This window comes from Pseudophaeobacter sp. 1A16562 (genome assembly GCF_041008785.1).
GTDB classification, from domain to species: domain Bacteria; phylum Pseudomonadota; class Alphaproteobacteria; order Rhodobacterales; family Rhodobacteraceae; genus Phycobacter; species Phycobacter gallaeciensis_A.
The window spans coordinates 181,068-197,069 of record NZ_JAXGFT010000004.1 but is presented as its reverse complement, the minus strand read 5'-3'; the positions used below and the strand labels follow the sequence as shown (position 1 = coordinate 197,069).

At 63.3% G+C, this 16,002-nt stretch carries 16 protein-coding genes; 11 read left to right on the top strand and 5 right to left on the bottom strand.

Features of this window, described 5'->3' with window-relative positions:
* The first annotated feature begins 8 nt into the window (after positions 1-8).
* The 9 genes from SM764_RS07370 to SM764_RS07330 all read left to right on the top strand — a co-directional run bounded on the left by SM764_RS07370 (position 9) and on the right by SM764_RS07330 (position 9,138).
* A complete protein-coding gene (locus SM764_RS07370) occupies positions 9-1,283 on the top strand; it encodes an ABC transporter substrate-binding protein (RefSeq protein WP_368997615.1) in 1,275 nt (424 codons plus the stop codon).
* Between the two features lie 95 nt (positions 1,284-1,378).
* Entirely contained in the window at positions 1,379-2,098 is a 720-nt protein-coding gene (locus tag SM764_RS07365) for an ABC transporter ATP-binding protein (RefSeq protein WP_065270838.1), read from the top strand.
* Complete coding sequence (locus tag SM764_RS07360) at positions 2,098-2,805, top strand: ABC transporter ATP-binding protein (protein WP_065270839.1); 708 nt, start codon at positions 2,098-2,100, stop codon at positions 2,803-2,805. The genes SM764_RS07365 and SM764_RS07360 overlap by 1 nt, the downstream gene beginning before the upstream one ends.
* Entirely contained in the window at positions 2,802-3,665 is an 864-nt protein-coding gene (locus SM764_RS07355) for a branched-chain amino acid ABC transporter permease (RefSeq protein WP_368946993.1), read from the top strand. The genes SM764_RS07360 and SM764_RS07355 overlap by 4 nt, the downstream gene beginning before the upstream one ends.
* A gap of 11 nt (positions 3,666-3,676) precedes the next feature.
* Complete coding sequence (locus SM764_RS07350; RefSeq protein WP_368946992.1) at positions 3,677-4,732, top strand: branched-chain amino acid ABC transporter permease; 1,056 nt, start codon at positions 3,677-3,679, stop codon at positions 4,730-4,732.
* A 2-nt stretch (positions 4,733-4,734) separates the two neighbouring features.
* Positions 4,735-6,489, top strand: coding sequence for an FAD-dependent oxidoreductase (locus SM764_RS07345; protein WP_369001411.1), 1,755 nt, complete (start codon positions 4,735-4,737; stop codon positions 6,487-6,489).
* Positions 6,490-6,498: 9 nt separating this feature from the next.
* Positions 6,499-7,380 (top strand): intradiol ring-cleavage dioxygenase, encoded by an 882-nt coding sequence (locus SM764_RS07340; RefSeq protein ID WP_369001410.1) that lies wholly within the window; start codon positions 6,499-6,501, stop codon positions 7,378-7,380.
* Positions 7,377-8,216: a 3-oxoadipate:acetyl-CoA acetyltransferase gene (locus tag SM764_RS07335; RefSeq protein WP_369001409.1), complete on the top strand. Its 840-nt coding sequence runs from the start codon at positions 7,377-7,379 to the stop codon at positions 8,214-8,216. The genes SM764_RS07340 and SM764_RS07335 overlap by 4 nt, the downstream gene beginning before the upstream one ends.
* Positions 8,217-8,448: 232 nt before the next feature.
* Positions 8,449-9,138 carry a glutathione S-transferase N-terminal domain-containing protein gene (locus tag SM764_RS07330; RefSeq protein WP_369001408.1) on the top strand — a complete coding sequence of 230 codons (690 nt, stop codon included), beginning with the start codon at positions 8,449-8,451 and terminating at the stop codon, positions 9,136-9,138.
* A gap of 112 nt (positions 9,139-9,250) precedes the next feature.
* Here SM764_RS07330 and SM764_RS07325 read toward each other — a convergent pair whose 3' ends face one another.
* From SM764_RS07325 to SM764_RS07310, 4 genes are all read right to left on the bottom strand, one after another.
* Positions 9,251-9,871, bottom strand: a complete 621-nt coding sequence (locus SM764_RS07325) for an inner membrane-spanning protein YciB (protein WP_369001407.1) — start codon at positions 9,869-9,871, stop codon at positions 9,251-9,253.
* Between the two features lie 36 nt (positions 9,872-9,907).
* Positions 9,908-10,810: an EamA family transporter gene (locus SM764_RS07320; RefSeq protein WP_274828302.1), complete on the bottom strand. Its 903-nt coding sequence runs from the start codon at positions 10,808-10,810 to the stop codon at positions 9,908-9,910.
* 67 nt (positions 10,811-10,877) lie between these two features.
* The gene (gene ftsY, locus SM764_RS07315) at positions 10,878-12,053 is read right to left on the bottom strand and encodes a signal recognition particle-docking protein FtsY (protein WP_369001406.1); all 1,176 of its coding nucleotides are present in this window, start codon (positions 12,051-12,053) and stop codon (positions 10,878-10,880) included.
* Positions 12,054-12,129: 76 nt separating this feature from the next.
* The gene (locus SM764_RS07310; RefSeq protein ID WP_369001405.1) at positions 12,130-12,774 is read right to left on the bottom strand and encodes a lysoplasmalogenase; all 645 of its coding nucleotides are present in this window, start codon (positions 12,772-12,774) and stop codon (positions 12,130-12,132) included.
* A gap of 145 nt (positions 12,775-12,919) precedes the next feature.
* On the opposite strand from SM764_RS07310, the gene SM764_RS07305 reads away from it, so the two are divergent.
* Positions 12,920-13,942, top strand: a complete 1,023-nt coding sequence (locus SM764_RS07305) for an alkane 1-monooxygenase (protein WP_369001404.1) — start codon at positions 12,920-12,922, stop codon at positions 13,940-13,942.
* Between the two features lie 43 nt (positions 13,943-13,985).
* On the top strand, positions 13,986-14,375 hold the full coding sequence (locus tag SM764_RS07300; RefSeq protein WP_237028416.1) for a hypothetical protein: 390 nt from the start codon (positions 13,986-13,988) through the stop codon (positions 14,373-14,375).
* A 56-nt stretch (positions 14,376-14,431) separates the two neighbouring features.
* Here the strand turns inward: SM764_RS07300 and xseA are convergent, their stop codons facing one another.
* A complete protein-coding gene (xseA, locus tag SM764_RS07295) occupies positions 14,432-15,976 on the bottom strand; it encodes an exodeoxyribonuclease VII large subunit (protein WP_369001403.1) in 1,545 nt (514 codons plus the stop codon).
* Between the last annotated feature and the right edge of the window lie 26 nt (positions 15,977-16,002).

Below are 16,002 nucleotides of genomic sequence, written 5' to 3'. Positions count from 1 at the left end.
AGGACATCATGATTACACGCCGCAAACTGCTCAAATCCACCGCCGCCACCGGCCTCACGCTTGCTGCCGGGGGGCTGGCGGCACCAGCTCTAGCCCGGGATGCCAAGATCCGGCTGGGCTATGTCAGCCCGCAATCCGGCCCGCTGGCCGCGTTTTCGGACGCCGACCGGTTCATCATCGACGGTTTTCTGGCCTCGGATGCAGGCAGCAACTTCGAAGTGATCGTCAAGGACAGCCAGTCCAACCCCAACCGCGCCGCAGAGGTCGCCAAGGAACTGATCATCGACGACGAGATCGACATGATGCTCGTCGCCTCTACCCCCGAGACGACCAACCCGGTCGCCACCACCTGCGAGGCCGAGGAAATCCCGGTGATCTCCACCGTGGCCCCGTGGCAGCCCTATTTCATCGGTCAGCAAGGCAACCCGGGCGATCCCGGCAGCTGGCGGCCGTTTGATTTCAGCTTCCATTTCTTCTGGGGACTGGAAGACGTGATTTCCACCTTCACGGCGATGTGGAACCAACTCGACACCAATAAATCGGTTGGTGCGATCTTCCCCAACGATGGCGATGGCAACGCCTGGGGCGATCCCAACGTGGGCTTCCCGCCGGTGCTGGACGCCCAAGGGTATAAGCTGACCGACACCGGCCGCTATCAGAACCTCACCGATGACTTCAGCGCCCAGATCAATGCCTTCAAGGCGGCAAATGCTGAAATCGTCACCGGCGTGCCGATCCCGCCGGATTTCACCACCTTCTGGACACAGGCCAAACAGCAGGGCTTCACCCCCAAGGCCGCAAGCATCGGCAAGGCCATCCTATTCCCGCAGGCGGTCGAGGCTCTGGGCGATCAGGGGCACAACCTGTCCTCCGAGGTCTGGTGGTCACCGAACCATCCCTTCTCTTCCTCCCTGACCGGGCAATCCGCTGCCGATCTGGCCGCAGGCTACAGCCAGGCGACGGGCAAGCAGTGGACCCAGCCCATTGGTTTCGTGCACGCGCTGTTCGAAATGGCGGCCAGTGTCATGGGCCGCGTCGAAGACAGCCGCGACCCGGATGAAGTTGCAGCCGCCATCGCCGCAACGCAGCTGGATTCGATGGTCGGGCGCATCGCATTCGACGGCAAGGGTCTGCCGCCGTTCGCCGCCGCGAATGTCGCCAAAACCCCGCTTGTGGGCGGTCAGTGGCGGCTTCAGGACGATGGCAGCTATGATCTCGTGGTGGTGGACAACTCCGATCACCCGGAGATCCCGACCGGCGGCAAGATGGAAGAGATTTCCTGATCCCATCCTGCCCTCACGGGTCCTGCTGCACGTAGGACCCGCGCCCTCCCCCGGCCTTTTCACACCCCGTCCTGCGGACTGGCAAAGGACCTTTCATGTCGATCCTCTCTCTCCAATCGGTTTCAAAAAGCTTTGGCGCCCTGACCGTGACCGACGATGTCACCTTCGAGGTGCCACAGGGCCAAGCGCTGGGTATCATCGGCCCCAATGGCGCCGGGAAATCGACGCTGTTCAACCTGATCACCGGCAACCTGACCGCCAATTCTGGCACCATCAATTTCGAAGGGCGCGACGTCACCCGCACCTCGGCAATGGACCGCTGCATGGCGGGAATCGGGCGTTCCTTCCAGATCCCGCAGCCGTTCGAAAAACTGACCGTCTACGAAAACCTTCTGGTCGCCGCCACCCATGGCCGCCGCCTGGGTGAGGCCGCCGTGCGGGACGATTGCGCTGATATCCTGGAACGCACGGAGATGATCCGGCGTGCCAACACCCCGGCCGGACAGTTGTCGCTGCTGGAGCGCAAGCGTCTGGAACTGGCCCGCGCCATGGCGACCCAGCCCAAACTGTTGCTGCTGGACGAAATCGCAGGCGGCCTGACCGAGGCCGAGTGCCAGTCGCTGATCGGCACCATCCGGGACATCCACGCGCAGGGCGTGACGATCATCTGGATCGAGCATGTCCTTCACGCGCTCACCTCGGTGGTGGAGCGCCTGCTGGTGCTCGATTTTGGCAAGGTCATCGGTCTGGGTGACCCCGACGCCATCATGGCCAGCCGCGAAGTGCAGCAAATCTATCTGGGGATCGAAGTCTGATGTCATTGCTGGAAACCCATAACCTGACCGCCCACTACGGTGATTTCCAGGCCCTGTTCGGGGTGGATATCACCCTTGAAGAGGCGGAAACCGTGGCCATCATCGGCGCCAATGGCGCGGGCAAGACCACGCTGATGCGCTCGATTGCCGGGGTGCTGCGCAATGCAGCCGAGGCAGTCACCTACGATGGCCGCCCCGTTGGCGCGCAGCCCGCTGATGAAATCATGGCACAGGGCGTCGCCATGGTGCCCGAGGGGCGCAAGCTGTTCCCCTCTCTCTCGGTCGAGGAGAACCTCCTGATCGGCACCTACGGGCGCAAGAAAAGCGGCCACTGGACGCTGAACACCGTCTACGACCTGTTCCCCATCCTGCGGGAGCGCCGCAACAGCCCCGGCACCGCGCTATCGGGCGGGCAACAGCAGATGGTCGCCATCGGCCGCGCCCTGATGAGCAACCCGCGGGTTCTCTTGTGTGATGAGATCAGCCTTGGCCTTGCCCCGGTGGTGATCAAGGACATCTACGCCGCCGTCCCGGCGATCAAGGCGGCGGGCGCCTCGCTGGTGGTGGTGGAACAGGACATCGCCCAGGCCATGGCCGTCGCCGACCGCGTCTACTGCATGATGGAAGGCCGCATCACCCTGTCCGGCACCCCCGAGAGCCTCAGCCGCGAGGCCATCCACGACGCCTATTTCGGAGCAGCCGCATGATCTGGATCGACACGATAATCCAAGGCATCCTTCTGGGGGGCCTTTATGCCCTTTTTGCCGCCGGGCTGAGCCTGGTGTTCGGCATCATGCGGCTGGTAAACCTCGCGCATGGCGATCTGATCGTGATGGGTGCCTACCTGATCCTGTTGCTGGTGACGCTGCTCGGGGTCTCTCCCTTTCTCGCGCTGCTCATTGCCATGCCGGTGATGTTCGTCCTTGGCTGGGCCTTGCAGAAGTTCCTGCTGAACCGGACGCTGGGCGATGACATCCTGCCGCCGCTGCTGATCACCTTTGGCCTGTCGATTGCGCTGCAAAACGCGCTCTTGGAGGTCTTCTCCGCCGACAGCCAGCGCCTGCCGCCCAACGCGCTGACCACGGCGTCGGTGCAGATGGGGCCGATCTCGCTTGGCGTGATGCCGCTGCTGACCTTTGCCTCGGCCGTTCTGGTCATCGTCGGGCTGAACCAGTTGTTCTACCGGACCGAACTTGGGCGCGCCTTCCGCGCCACCTCGGATGATCCGACCACGGCCAGCCTGATGGGGATCAAGCCCGCAAACATCTTTGCGACCGCGACCGGGATCGCATTGATCATCGTGACCATCGCCGCCCTGTACCTGGGCCTGCGCGCCAACTTCGATCCCAACATCGGACCGGCCCGGCTGATCTATGCCTTCGAGGCGGTGATCATCGGCGGGCTTGGCTCTCTCTGGGGCACGCTGGCGGGCGGCATCATTATCGGTGTGGCGCAGACCCTCGGGGCCGCGATCACCCCGGAATGGCAAATCCTGGCCGGGCATGTCGCCTTCCTTCTGGTGCTGCTGATCAAACCGCGGGGGCTGTTCCCCCGGGCACACGACTAAAGGGGGCAGACATGACATATACTGTATCCACCCGAACCCCAGTCTCGCGCATCGCGGCAATTCTTGGCCTTGGCGGCACGCTGATCTTGGCGGCCCTGCCCTTCTTTGCCGGGCGCGGAACCATTCAGGACATGTTCTTTATCCTGACAATGCTGGTGCTGGCGCAGTTCTGGAACCTTCTGGCGGGCTATGGCGGTCTCGTCAGCATCGGTCAGCAGGCATTCGTCGGCATGGGCGCATATGCGCTGTTTGGCGGCGTGATCCTTTGGGGACTTGATCCGATTTCCGCCATCCTTCTGGGCGGCATCGCGGCGCTGGTGATTGCCGTGCCCACCGCATTTTTCGCCTTCCGCCTGAACGGTGCCTATTTTGCCATCGGCACCTGGGTCATCGCCGAGGTTGTCCGCCTCAGCGTCGCCCAGTGGAAGACGCTTGGCGGCGGCACCGGCACCTCACTGCCGCGCAGCGCCACCCGCGACATGTGGCTGGTCGAGATGATCGAAGAGGTGCTGGACGTGCGCTCCGCTGCGGCGCGCGATATCCTCGCCTATTGGCTGGCGCTGGTGCTAGCGCTGGCGACGATCGGCGGCATCTACTGGCTGCTGCGCAGCAAGAACGGACTGGCCCTCGCTGCGGTGCGTGACAACACCGAAGCGGCCAAATCCGTTGGCGTCGACGCCGGACGCATGAAGCTGATGGTATTCCTGACCTCGGCCTTTGGCACCGGCCTCACCGGGGCGCTGATCTACCTGCAAAAAGCCCGGATTTCGCCCGACGCCGCCTTCAGCGTCACCGACTGGACCGCCTATGTCCTGTTCATCGTGGTGATCGGCGGCATCGGCACCATCGAAGGTCCGATCCTAGGCGTTCTCATTTTCTTTGCGCTGCAATCCCTGCTGGCCGATTTCGGCAGCTGGTACCTGCTGACGCTGGGCCTTCTGGCCATTGCCATCATGCTGATCGCCCCGCGTGGGCTCTGGGGACTGATCTCCGAGCGCACAGGGCTGCACCTTTTCCCAATTCGCCGAACCCTTCGGGGCGGCAAACTATCACCATCGGAGGAATAAACATGGCTGACATCACCACAGAGGTTCTGATCATCGGCACCGGGCCTGCAGGGTCGGTCGCGGCGGCACTGTTGTCGAGCTATGGCATCGAGAATGTCGCGATCAATCGCTATCACTGGCTAGCCAATACCCCGCGCGCCCATATCACCAACCAGCGCACGATGGAGGTCCTGCGCGATCTGGGCAAAGAGGTCGAAGACGAGGTCTACCTCAACGCGATGGACCAGAGCATCATGGGCGAGAACGTCTTCTGCGAAAGCCTCGCCGGTGAGGAAATCGGCCGGATGAAATCCTGGGGCACCCATCCCCTGTCCAAGGCCGAGCACATGCTCTCTTCGCCGACCTTCATGAACGATCTGCCGCAGACCTTTATGGAGCCGATCCTCTTCAAGACCGCCTGCAAACGCGGCACCCGGGCGCGGATGAGCACCGAGTACAAAAGCCACGTGCAGGACGCTGAAGGTGTCACCACCACCTGCTATGACCGGATGACCGGGCAAGAGTTGACGATCCGCTCGAAATACCTGATCGGCGCCGATGGCGGCAATTCTCTGGTGGCCGAGAATGAAAACCTGCCCTTCGAAGGCCAGATGGGCGTCGGCGGCTCGATGAACATCGTGTTCCGGGCGGATCTGTCGAAATACGTCGCCCATCGTCCTTCGGTCCTTTACTGGGTGATGCAGCCCGGCGCGGATGTCGGCGGCATCGGCATGGGGCTGGTGCGCTGCGTGCGCCCTTGGAACGAGTGGCTGATCGTCTGGGGCTATGACATCAACGAGCCCGCCCCCAACGTGGATGAGGCCATGGCGACGGATGTGGCCCGGCAGCTGGTGGGCGATCCCGAGCTTGAGATCGAGTTGCTCAGCGCCAACACCTGGACGGTGAACGACACCTACGCCACCCAGATGTCGCGCGGACGTGTCTTCATCATGGGCGACGCCGCCCACCGCCACCCGCCGTCGAACGGTCTGGGCTCCAATACCTCGATTCAGGATGCCTTCAACCTGGCGTGGAAACTTGCCGCCGTGGTCAAAGGTCAGGCCGGGGAACGGCTGCTGGAAACCTATTCCGAAGAGCGCGCGCCGGTGGCGAAACAGATCGTCACCCGCGCCAACCAGTCCATCGGCGAATTCGGTCCCATCTTCGAGGCGCTCGGCATGACCGGCGGCACCGACATTGCCAAGATCAAGGCCAATATGGACGCCCGCTGCGGCTCCACCCCCGAGGCCGAAGCCCAGCGCGAGGCGCTGAACAAGGCCATCGCCTTCAAGAAGTACGAGTTCGATGCCCATGGCGTCGAGATGAACCAACGTTACCGGTCGGACGCGACCGTGACCGATGGTCAGATCGAGCCGGATTTCAAACTGGATGCCGACCTGCATTACCAGCCGACCACATGGCCCGGGGCACGCATTCCGCATGCCTGGCTGTTCGACGCGGCGGGTCAGAAACATTCCACCCTTGATCTGGCGGGCGGCGGTGCCTTCACCATCTTCACCGGTCTTGGCGGCGAAGCCTGGGTCGAAGCGGCCAGCAAGATCGCCAAAGAGTTCGGCATCACACTCAACGCCCATGTCATCGGCCCGCGTCAGGAATACATGGATTACACCGGCGACTGGGCCCGCGCCCGCGAGGTCGGCGACAGCGGCTGCATCATCACCCGCCCCGACCAGCACGTCTGCTGGCGTCACGATGGCGCGCCCGACAATGCCGAGGCCGAGCTGACCCGCGTCTTCAAAACCATTCTGGCCCGATAGGAGGCGACAATGAGCGATCAGGAACAAGGGTATTTCACCGAAGAAAACTCGGCCGAGGTTGTCATCAGCCGCAATGCCAACGCCAAGAATGAACGCCTCGCCGAGGTCATGGCGGTGGTGACGAAACACCTGCATGCCGCTGTGAAGGAAATCGAACCGACGCAGGAGGAATGGTTCGAGGCGATCCAGTTTTTGACCAAGGTGGGCCACGCCTGCAACGACTGGCGGCAGGAGTTCATCCTGCTGTCCGACAGTCTGGGCGTCTCCATGCTGGTCGATGCGATCAACAACCGCAAACCCTCCGGCGCCTCGGAATCCACCGTCCTCGGCCCGTTCCACGTCGAGGACGCGCCGGAGCTGCCCATGGGCGCGGATATCTGCCTGGATCAGAAGGGGGAGCCGATGCTGGTCAGGGGCCGCATCACCGGCACCGATGGTCAGCCAATCGCCAATGCCAAGATCGACGTCTGGCAGGCCAATGACGAAGGTTTCTACGACGTGCAGCAAAAGGGTCTTCAGCCCGATTTCAACCTGCGCGGCGTCTTCCGCACCGGGACCGATGGCACCTATCATTTCAAAGGGGTGAAACCGAAATACTACCCGATCCCCGATGATGGCCCGGTGGGGCAGATGCTGACGCAACTGGGGCGTCACCCCTACCGCCCCGCGCATCTGCACTACATCCTCGAGGCAGACGGATTTGATACGCTGATCACCCATATCTTTGACCCGGATGATCCCTATATCCACTCCGATGCGGTCTTTGGCGTGAAGGAAAGCCTGCTGGCCAAGTTCGATCTGATCGAAGATCCCGCCCGGATCAGCGCAGCCGGGTTCGACCGCCCCTATTACGAGGTCGTGCACGACTTCGTCCTGGCGCCGAAATCATGACGGCGCCCTGCATCATCTGCGTGGCAATCACCGGCAGCTTGCCACGCAAGGAAAACAATCCCGCCGTGCCGATCACCGTCAGCGAACAGATCGAAAGCACCCATGAGGCCTTTGAGGCGGGCGCTGCCATCGTGCACGCCCATGTGCGCAACGACGATGAAACCCCCTCCAGCGATCCGGACAAGTTCGCGGCGCTGAAGGAAGGTATCGAAAAGCACTGCCCGGGGATGATCATCCAGTTCTCCACCGGCGGGCGGTCCGGCGCGGGCAAGACGCGCGGCGGCATGCTGCCGCTTGCACCGGACATGGCGTCCTTGTCGGTGGGATCGAACAACTTTCCCAACCGGGTCTATGAGAACCCGCCGGATCTGGTCGACTGGCTCGCCGCTGAAATGCGCAGCTATCAGATCAAGCCCGAGATCGAGGCCTTTGATCTGTCGCATATCCTGAAGGCCGCCCAGATGCATGCGGCCGGACCGATCGCGGACACGCCTTATGTGCAGTTCGTCATGGGGGTGAAAAACGCCATGCCCGCGGACAAGGCAGTGTTCGACTTCTACGTCGAAACGGTAAAGCGCCTGTTCGGTGCGGACGCGCCCTGGTGCGCGGCCGGGATTGGGGCAAACCAATCCGTTCTCAACGAATGGTCCGTGGCCGCAGGCGGGCATGCCCGCACCGGGCTCGAGGATAATATCCGGCTCGACAAGGATCACCTCGCCCCCTCGAACGCGGCGTTGGTGCAGCGGGTTGTGGCGCTCTGTGAACAGAATGGCCGCAGCGTTGCCGATGCCGCCACCGCGCGCCGGATCCTGGGCCTGCGCCAAGGCGCGCAGTAGCGCAGCATCGCGCGCAGCTTCCCCGGCCGTCCCAAGCCGACCGGGGAAGCCCTGATTGCGGCGTCCTTTTTGGTGCCGCCTCCTTCTTCCTCCCCGTCTGCCCCCTCAAACAACGGCCGCCCGCGATCACAGAGTTGTGCGCGCGCCGCTGGTCGTCTTGCTGCCCCGGGGCGATCTATGATCACATGGCGCATCCAATCGCAGGCGACACCGGAACAAGGGGAACAGGGCATTGCAGGAACCGATCGATCTTTACTACTGGCCAACGCCGAACGGCTGGAAGGTCTCCATCGCGCTTGAGGAAATGGACCTTCCCTATCGGGTGCATCTGATCAATATCGGCAAGGGCGATCAGTTCGCGCCGGAGTTCCTCAAGATCGCGCCCAACAACCGCATGCCCGCGATTGTCGATCCAGCAGGCCCGGGCGATGCGCCCCTGTCCCTGTTCGAAAGCGGCGCCATCCTGCAGTATCTCGCCCGCAAGACCGGGCGCTTCTACGGCAGCGATGAACGGACGCGCCTGATGGTGGATCAATGGCTGATGTGGCAGATGGGCGGGGTTGGCCCGATGGCGGGTCAGGCGCATCACTTCCTGAAATACGCGCCCGACGACCTGCCCTATGCCAAGGACCGTTACCGGTCCGAGGTCGCCCGGCTCTATGGCGTGCTGGACCGGCAACTGGCCGAAAACGAATATGTGGCGGGGGATGAATTCACCATCGCCGATATGGCGATCTGGCCCTGGGCGTCGCTCTGGGAAGGGCAGGAACAGACGCTGGAGGACAAACCGCATCTGGCCCGCTGGCTGGACCTTCTGTGGCAACGCCCCGGCCTGGTGGCAGGGCGTGCCCTCCACGCCGATCTGCGCGCCGACCGCTCGGACAGCAAGGCGCAGGAAATCCTCTTTGGCGGCAAGGACTAGCGGCGCCTTCATGATGCCAACCGCAGCACGCCCTGCGCGCTGCCAGGCCCAAGGCTGTTTGTGGCGCATTCTTGATGCGCCACACAGGCGCGGGAGCCCTGCCTCCGGAAACTTACGCCTTGGGGTCTTCGACCTCTTCGTCGTCCTCAAGGCCGTATTTCTGCAGCAGCGGCCCCTGGGTCATGAAGAACAGGAACATCGCCACCGGCAGACCGAAGGTCTTGAAATAGACCCATGTGTCAGTGGTGAAGAACCGCCAGATCACCTCGTTGGCCACGGCCAGCCCCAGGAAAAAGCCGCAGATCCGTCGGGTGAGGACCATCCAGCCCGCTTCTTCCATCGGCATGACTTCTTCCATCACAACCTTCAGCCAGCTTTCGCCGCGCATCAGCCCGACGGCGAGCAGCCCGCCGAACAACAGGTAGATCATCGTCGGCTTCATCTTGAAGAACCGCTCGTCGTTGAACCAGACCGACAGCCCGCCGAACAGTACGACCAGAACCAGCGTCGCCAGCTGCATCTTCGACAGGTGCCCGGTCAGTTTCCACAGGGCAGCAGTCGACATCATCATCAGCGGCACAAAGGCAGCCGTCACCAGGATGAAACCCTTGTATTCCTCGCCCCCGATCAGAAAGATCTCATCCTTCAGCTTCAGATAGCCGATGAAAAACAGAACAATGGGGCCGAACTCCAGCACCATCTTCAGGATCGGATTGATTTTCTTGCCAGCCATTGGCGCTCCTGTTCGGTTGTCTTCCGGCGGCCCGCGTCAGCCGCCCACTTCCACAATCACCGCGCCCAGCGCGATCAGGGACATCAGCGCGATACGCCGCGGCCCCACGGTTTCTTTCAGCACCAGCCAGCCGATCAGCGCGGCAAAGACGGTCGAGGTTTCCCGCAGCACCGCCGCTTCGCCCACCTTGTCGAGCCGGGTCGCCAGCATCACCGCCCCGAAGGAGGCAAAGGCCACCAGTCCGCCAAAGACGCCCCGGACCAAAAGCGGCCCCGGATCCGGGCGCTCTGCCATCTTGCGCCAGCGCAGGTAGGCGACCGGAGGCATGGCGATTGCGTCGATCATGAAGAACCAGGCCAGAAAGGTGAACGGGTTCGCGGTGGCGCGGATACCATATGCGTCATAGGTGGTATAAAGTGCCACAAACAGCCCCGTCAAAACCGCAAGGCCCAGCGCCACCATCAGCGTGTCGCGGTTGGTTTCCAGATAGCGGTAGTTATAGGCCGCCAAACCAAAAATCCCCATGAGCAGCACCGCAACGCCCATCCATTGCATCACCGTGAAGGTCTCGGAAAACAGGTAATAGGCGCCGATGACGGTGAATAGCGGGCCAGTGCCTCGGACCACCGGATAAACCACCGTGTAGCTGCCCTTGGTATAGGCCAGCGCTTGCAGCACCTTGTAGGCGACGTGAATGACCCAGACCACGGCGAAGATCGGCCACATATGCGGCTCGGGCCAGGGCACGACGAAAAGCGCGAACGGCGCTGCCATCAGCCCGTAGGAGGCGTCAATCGCCCCGCGTGACAGCCAGGGATCGTGTCGCCCTTTTTGAAGTGCACCAAAGACCGCGTGCAGGAAAGCCGCCATCAAGGCCAGCATTAGTGCAGCCTGGTGGCCCGCCTCGGTGCCCTCCAGCGAGATCAGCCAGTCGCTCATCCGCGGTGGCCCTCAGGGCGCGATGGCACCGCGACAGTGGACCTCATCCGGCCGACGAACCGGCGGCTCAAGATCGGTCCAGCCCGGTCAGGGCCGCGGCAAATTCCTCTGGATCAAAGGGCGCAAGGTCATCGATCTGCTCACCCACACCGATGGCATGGATCGGCAGGCCGAACTTGTCCGCCAGCGCCACCAGCACGCCGCCCTTGGCGGTGCCGTCCAGCTTGGTCATCACCAGCCCCGAAACATCGGCCAGTTTCTGGAAGGTGTCGACCTGGTTCAGCGCGTTCTGGCCAGTGGTCGCATCCAGCACCAAAAGCGTATTGTGCGGCGCGGTCTCGTCCTTTTTGCGGATCACCCGCACGATCTTGGCCAGCTCCTCCATCAGGTCGGCGCGGTTCTGCAGCCGCCCGGCGGTGTCGATCAGCAACAGATCCGCCCCGTCCGCTTCGGCGCGGGTCATAGCATCAAAGGCGAGACTCGCCGGATCCGATCCTTCGGGCGCGGTCAGCACAGGCACCCCGGCGCGGTCGCCCCAGACCTGCAGCTGTTCCACCGCCGCGGCGCGGAAGGTATCGCCGGCCGCAATCACCACGTTCTTGCCCGCTGCCTTGAACTGGCTGGCCAGCTTGCCGATGGTGGTGGTCTTGCCGGATCCGTTGACGCCGACAACCAGCACCACCTGCGGCCGCTTGGCGTAGATCGGCAGCGGCTTGGCCACCGGCTCCATCACGCGGGCGATCTCGGCCGAGAGCAGTTCCTTGATCTCCTGCGTGGACAGGCGTTTTCCGAACCGGCCTTCGGCCATATTCGCGGTCACCCGCAGGGCCGTATCCACCCCCATGTCCGAAGCGATCAGCAGCTCTTCCAACTGCTCCAGCATATCGTCGTCGAGCACCCGGCGCGGCGCAGTGCCCCCGGCGCGCCCCATGAGCCGCCCCAACAGCCCCGGCGATTTCTGCGGCTTTTCAGGCTCTGGTTCGGGGATTGGTTCAGCAACAGGTTTGGGGGCGGCGGGCTTCGGTTCAGTCGCGACAGGCTGCGGCGTAGGCACCTCCTCCGCAACAGGCTCCGAAACTTGCGGCGCGGCCTCAGACGCAGCTTCAGGGGCAGCGACATTCTCGACAGCAGCCTTATCCTCGGCCTTCTCGTCGGCCCCTTCCGCAACAATTGCATCCAGCCCATCCTCCAGTTTCGAAGAGGATTTGAACAACCGGTCCTTGAGCTTTGTGAAAAACGCCATCGGGGTCTCCGCAGTAAGTCTGTAACTCACCTAATGCGGTTTGCTCGCGGTTGCAAAGCGGATGACAGCCCTGAGGTCAGGAAAATGCATACCAAAAGCCAAGCTGGGCGCCCCAATAGAGCGGCCAGACCGCATAGGGGGCAATCCGGCGAAACCGGTGCCCCTCGGGCAGTACGAAGGTTTCAAAGGCAAGAACCACGTCCGATGCGACAAAGGCAAAGGCAGCAGGCAGCGCCCAGACCAACGCGCCCTGCCCGGGCAGGGTGGCGGCAGTCGCCCCCATCGACAGGATGATCGGGATATAGGCCAGCACCGCGCCCTTCAGCGCCCCGGCGCGCGGCGCCAGCACCCGCACCATGATACCGCCCAACAGTACCAGAGCGATCACAATGGCCAGACCCGGCATCTGCACCAGCCGCACCATATCGCTGCCGGGCGTGCTAAGGAACAGCACAACATATGCCAGATGCCCGGCGGCAAAGGCCCCGACCCCGGCCATGAACGCCCCCTCCCCATCGCGGGACAGGCAATAGTCACCCAGCGCGCAGAGCAGCAGCCCCAGCGCCAGCAGGACCGGTGCCCCGGCAATCAGCGCCAGCAAAGCCAGCAAGGCAACAGAGGAGGTTTTGAGAATACTGCGCAGCAGCCCTGCGGGGCGTGCCGTGAAAAACAGATAGGCCAGCGCGCAGCCCGCTGCGGCACTCAACAATAGGGTTTCCATCCTGACCTCTCCCCTGCCTCATCTCGCTGCGGCAGATGCCACGCGTCAATGCCCCGCATGCTTGCCCGAGGCGATGGCTTCGGTCAAAGGTAACCAAGGGAAAAGCACGCCTTCATCCCTTTGCACCTGCACAAGGACCGCCCCGATGTTCTGGTTTTCCATTGCCAGCCTGACGCCGCCCGTTCTGATCGGGTTTGCCAGCCTCTGGGGCGGGATCTGGAGCTGGGCAGCCCTTGGATCCATGTCCGTACTGGTGCTGGTACTGGACCGGATCGGGCAACGGGCGCAGAACCAAACCGGCGCGCGCGGCGCAGAGGCGCTTCAGGTCGCGTTGGCTCTTGCCCATTTTGCCTTGCTGCTGCCGGTGGCCACATCCCTGCCCCGGATTGGCTGGAACAGTGCGATTCCGCTGGTTCTGGCGCAGGGGTTGTTAATGGGACAGATCTCGCACCCCAACGCGCATGAGCTGATCCACCGCCCAACCCGGGATTTGCGCCGCCTCGGTGTTCTGGTCTATGCCACCATGCTGATCGGGCACCATGCCTCGGCGCATCTGAAGGTGCATCATGTGCATGTAGCGACCCCACAGGACCCCAATACGGCACGGCGCGGCGAAGGCTTTTACCGGTTCCTGCCGCGGGCCTGGATTGGCTCTTTTCGCGCAGGGCTGGCTGCTGAAAACGCCGCGCGGCAGCGCAAGCAGGTCCCCCCGTCGCCCCTCAGCCATCCCTATATCGCCTATATCGCTATCGCCGTACTGTGCTGTGCGGCCGCCTATCTGGCGGGCGGGATCATCGCCCTCTTTCTTTTCCTGTTTGCCACAGCCCATGCGCAGATGCAGATCTTTCTGGCCGATTACGTGCAGCACTACGGGCTGCTGCGCCAAACCCGTGACACGGGCCGCCCGGTGCCCGTCGGGCCGCAGCATTCCTGGAACGCACCGCATTGGTATTCTTCGGCGATGATGCTGAACGCGCCGCGCCATTCCGACCACCACGTCGTGCCCGCCCGCCGGTTCCCCGAACTGCAGTTGACGCCCAATATGCCGACACTGCCGCATTCCCTGCCCGTGATGGGCGCGATTGCGCTGATCCCCTCCCTCTGGCGGCGCAAGATGGGGCGGGAACTGGCCAAACTGAGCGGCAAGCGGTCCGAAGGCTTGGACTGAGCCCCACCTGTCTGGCACACTTCACTCCATGCGGACCTTGTTGATGATTCCCCTCTGCGCTTTGCTGGCTGTCCCCGGGATGGGCAAAGCCGCTGAGCCGATGGGCGCTGAGGAGTTCGACAGCTACACACGGGGCAAGACGCTGTTCTATGGCTTTGATGGCACCGCCTACGGGGTAGAACGCTATCTGCCGAACCGCCGTGTCATCTGGTCCTTCCTCGATGGCCGCTGTCAGGAAGGGCACTGGTACCAGCAAGCCGATCAGATCTGTTTCCTCTATGAGGACCGCAATGATCCCCAGTGCTGGCGGTTCTCCCTTACCCCCAACGGTCTCAGCGCGCGGTTCCAGAATGACCCCGAAGCCACCGAGCTTTATGAGGCCGAGGATATCGGCGAAGAGATGATCTGCCTCGGCCCGGACGTCGGGGTCTGACGCGCGCTCACTCCGCGCCGAATAGGGAAGTACGGGTCGGCAGGATCAAATTGCTATCAGAACAGCGATCCCTGCTCCCCATCATCCGGGGTGCTCTTGGGTTTGGCTTTGGGCTTGCTGGCCTTTGGCTTGGCTGTCGACGCCTCACCGCCGCCTGTCTTTGCAGCTGGCGCAGGTGCACCGCCCAGATCAAGCCGTCCGTCTTTGAACTCGATTTCCAATGGCCCCGCTTTTTCGGCCGCGGCGCGGGTGGTGATGACAGCCTGACCGGACCGCACCACAGCATAGCCACGCTCCAGCGTTGCCTTGTAGCTGAGAATCTCAAGCTGCCGCCCCGCCGCCGAAAGTTGTTGCCGCTGCCGGTCAAGCCGTTGCCGCTGCACAGTGTCCAGCCGCTGTCCCAACTGGGTGATCCGATCCTGACGCCGCTGGATTTCCTGCTGGATGGGCCGCAAGGACAGCCGAGATGACAGGTTGCGCAAACGGTCCGTCCGCCCCGCCACAAGCTGCCGCAGGGTGGAGGGGCGCAGGCTTACTGCCGCCTCGCTCAGCTGCACGCGGCGGCGCTGCACCACCGAGGTCAGCGCACGCGGCAAGCCATCGCTGGCCTGATCTAGCCGCTGCCGGGGCGTTTCCAGCAAGGTTTCCGGGCGGGGCAAGGCGCGCGACAGGTCATTCAGGCGTTGGCGACGCAGCTGCACCGCCTGCCCCGCGGCACGCGCCAGCCGGGCACCCTGATTCTCGCTCCAGCCCAGAAGATCCAGCCTTACTGGCACCGCCAGCTCGGCCGCCGCCGTCGGCGTCGGCGCCCTACGGTCCGATACAAAATCAATCAGCGTGGTGTCGGTTTCGTGCCCCACGGCAGAGATCAGCGGAATATCCGAGGCCGCCGCTGCCCGGGCCACGATTTCCTCGTTGAAGCCCCAGAGATCCTCGATCGAGCCACCGCCGCGCGCCACGATGATCAGATCGGGGCGCGGCAGAGCGCCGCCCGGGGTCATGCGGTTGAAACCTTCGATGGCGCGGGTCACCTCCGGGGCGCAATTGCTGCCCTGAACGGCAACTGGCCAGACCAGAACCTTGCGCGGGAACCGGTCCCGCAGCCGGTGCAGGATATCGCGGATCACCGCCCCCGAAGGCGAGGTCACGACCCCGATGATTCCCGGCAGATAGGGCAGCGGCTTCTTGCGCTCGGGCGCGAACAACCCCTCGGCCTCCAGCTGTTTCTTGCGCTTTTCCAGCAGCGCCATCAGCGCGCCCTGCCCGGCGACCGCGACTTCTTCGACGTTCATGTTGTATTTGGACTGCGCCCCGAAGGCAGTAAGGCGCCCGGTGACGATCACCTCCAGCCCCTCTTCGGGCACCACCGACAGGCCCGCGATCTGGCCCTTCCAGGTGGTACAGGCCAGCACGTTCCGGTCGTCCTTGATGTCGTAGTACAGATGCCCCGAACGCGCCTTGAACACCCGCCCGACCTCGCCGCGCACCCGGATCCGGCCAAAGGTGCTTTCGAGGGTGCGTTTCACCTCACCCGAGATCTCGGAAACGGTGAATTCCGGCGCGTTCTGACCGGGGGTGGGATCGTCGAGCAGGTCGGACATCGGCGGATCTTTCGGACTGTTATCTG

Coding starts and splice junctions, on each gene's coding strand:
- SM764_RS07370 (WP_368997615.1), top strand. CDS start 9: ATGATTACACGCCGCAAACTGCTCAAATCCACCGCCGCCACCGGCCTC.
- SM764_RS07365 (WP_065270838.1), top strand. CDS start 1,379: ATGTCGATCCTCTCTCTCCAATCGGTTTCAAAAAGCTTTGGCGCCCTG.
- SM764_RS07360 (WP_065270839.1), top strand. CDS start 2,098: ATGTCATTGCTGGAAACCCATAACCTGACCGCCCACTACGGTGATTTC.
- SM764_RS07355 (WP_368946993.1), top strand. CDS start 2,802: ATGATCTGGATCGACACGATAATCCAAGGCATCCTTCTGGGGGGCCTT.
- SM764_RS07350 (WP_368946992.1), top strand. CDS start 3,677: ATGACATATACTGTATCCACCCGAACCCCAGTCTCGCGCATCGCGGCA.
- SM764_RS07345 (WP_369001411.1), top strand. CDS start 4,735: ATGGCTGACATCACCACAGAGGTTCTGATCATCGGCACCGGGCCTGCA.
- SM764_RS07340 (WP_369001410.1), top strand. CDS start 6,499: ATGAGCGATCAGGAACAAGGGTATTTCACCGAAGAAAACTCGGCCGAG.
- SM764_RS07335 (WP_369001409.1), top strand. CDS start 7,377: ATGACGGCGCCCTGCATCATCTGCGTGGCAATCACCGGCAGCTTGCCA.
- SM764_RS07325 (WP_369001407.1), bottom strand. CDS start 9,871: ATGGCTGGCAAGAAAATCAATCCGATCCTGAAGATGGTGCTGGAGTTC.
- SM764_RS07320 (WP_274828302.1), bottom strand. CDS start 10,810: ATGAGCGACTGGCTGATCTCGCTGGAGGGCACCGAGGCGGGCCACCAG.
- ftsY (WP_369001406.1), bottom strand. CDS start 12,053: ATGGCGTTTTTCACAAAGCTCAAGGACCGGTTGTTCAAATCCTCTTCG.
- SM764_RS07310 (WP_369001405.1), bottom strand. CDS start 12,774: ATGGAAACCCTATTGTTGAGTGCCGCAGCGGGCTGCGCGCTGGCCTAT.
- SM764_RS07305 (WP_369001404.1), top strand. CDS start 12,920: ATGTTCTGGTTTTCCATTGCCAGCCTGACGCCGCCCGTTCTGATCGGG.
- SM764_RS07300 (WP_237028416.1), top strand. CDS start 13,986: ATGATTCCCCTCTGCGCTTTGCTGGCTGTCCCCGGGATGGGCAAAGCC.
- xseA (WP_369001403.1), bottom strand. CDS start 15,976: ATGTCCGACCTGCTCGACGATCCCACCCCCGGTCAGAACGCGCCGGAA.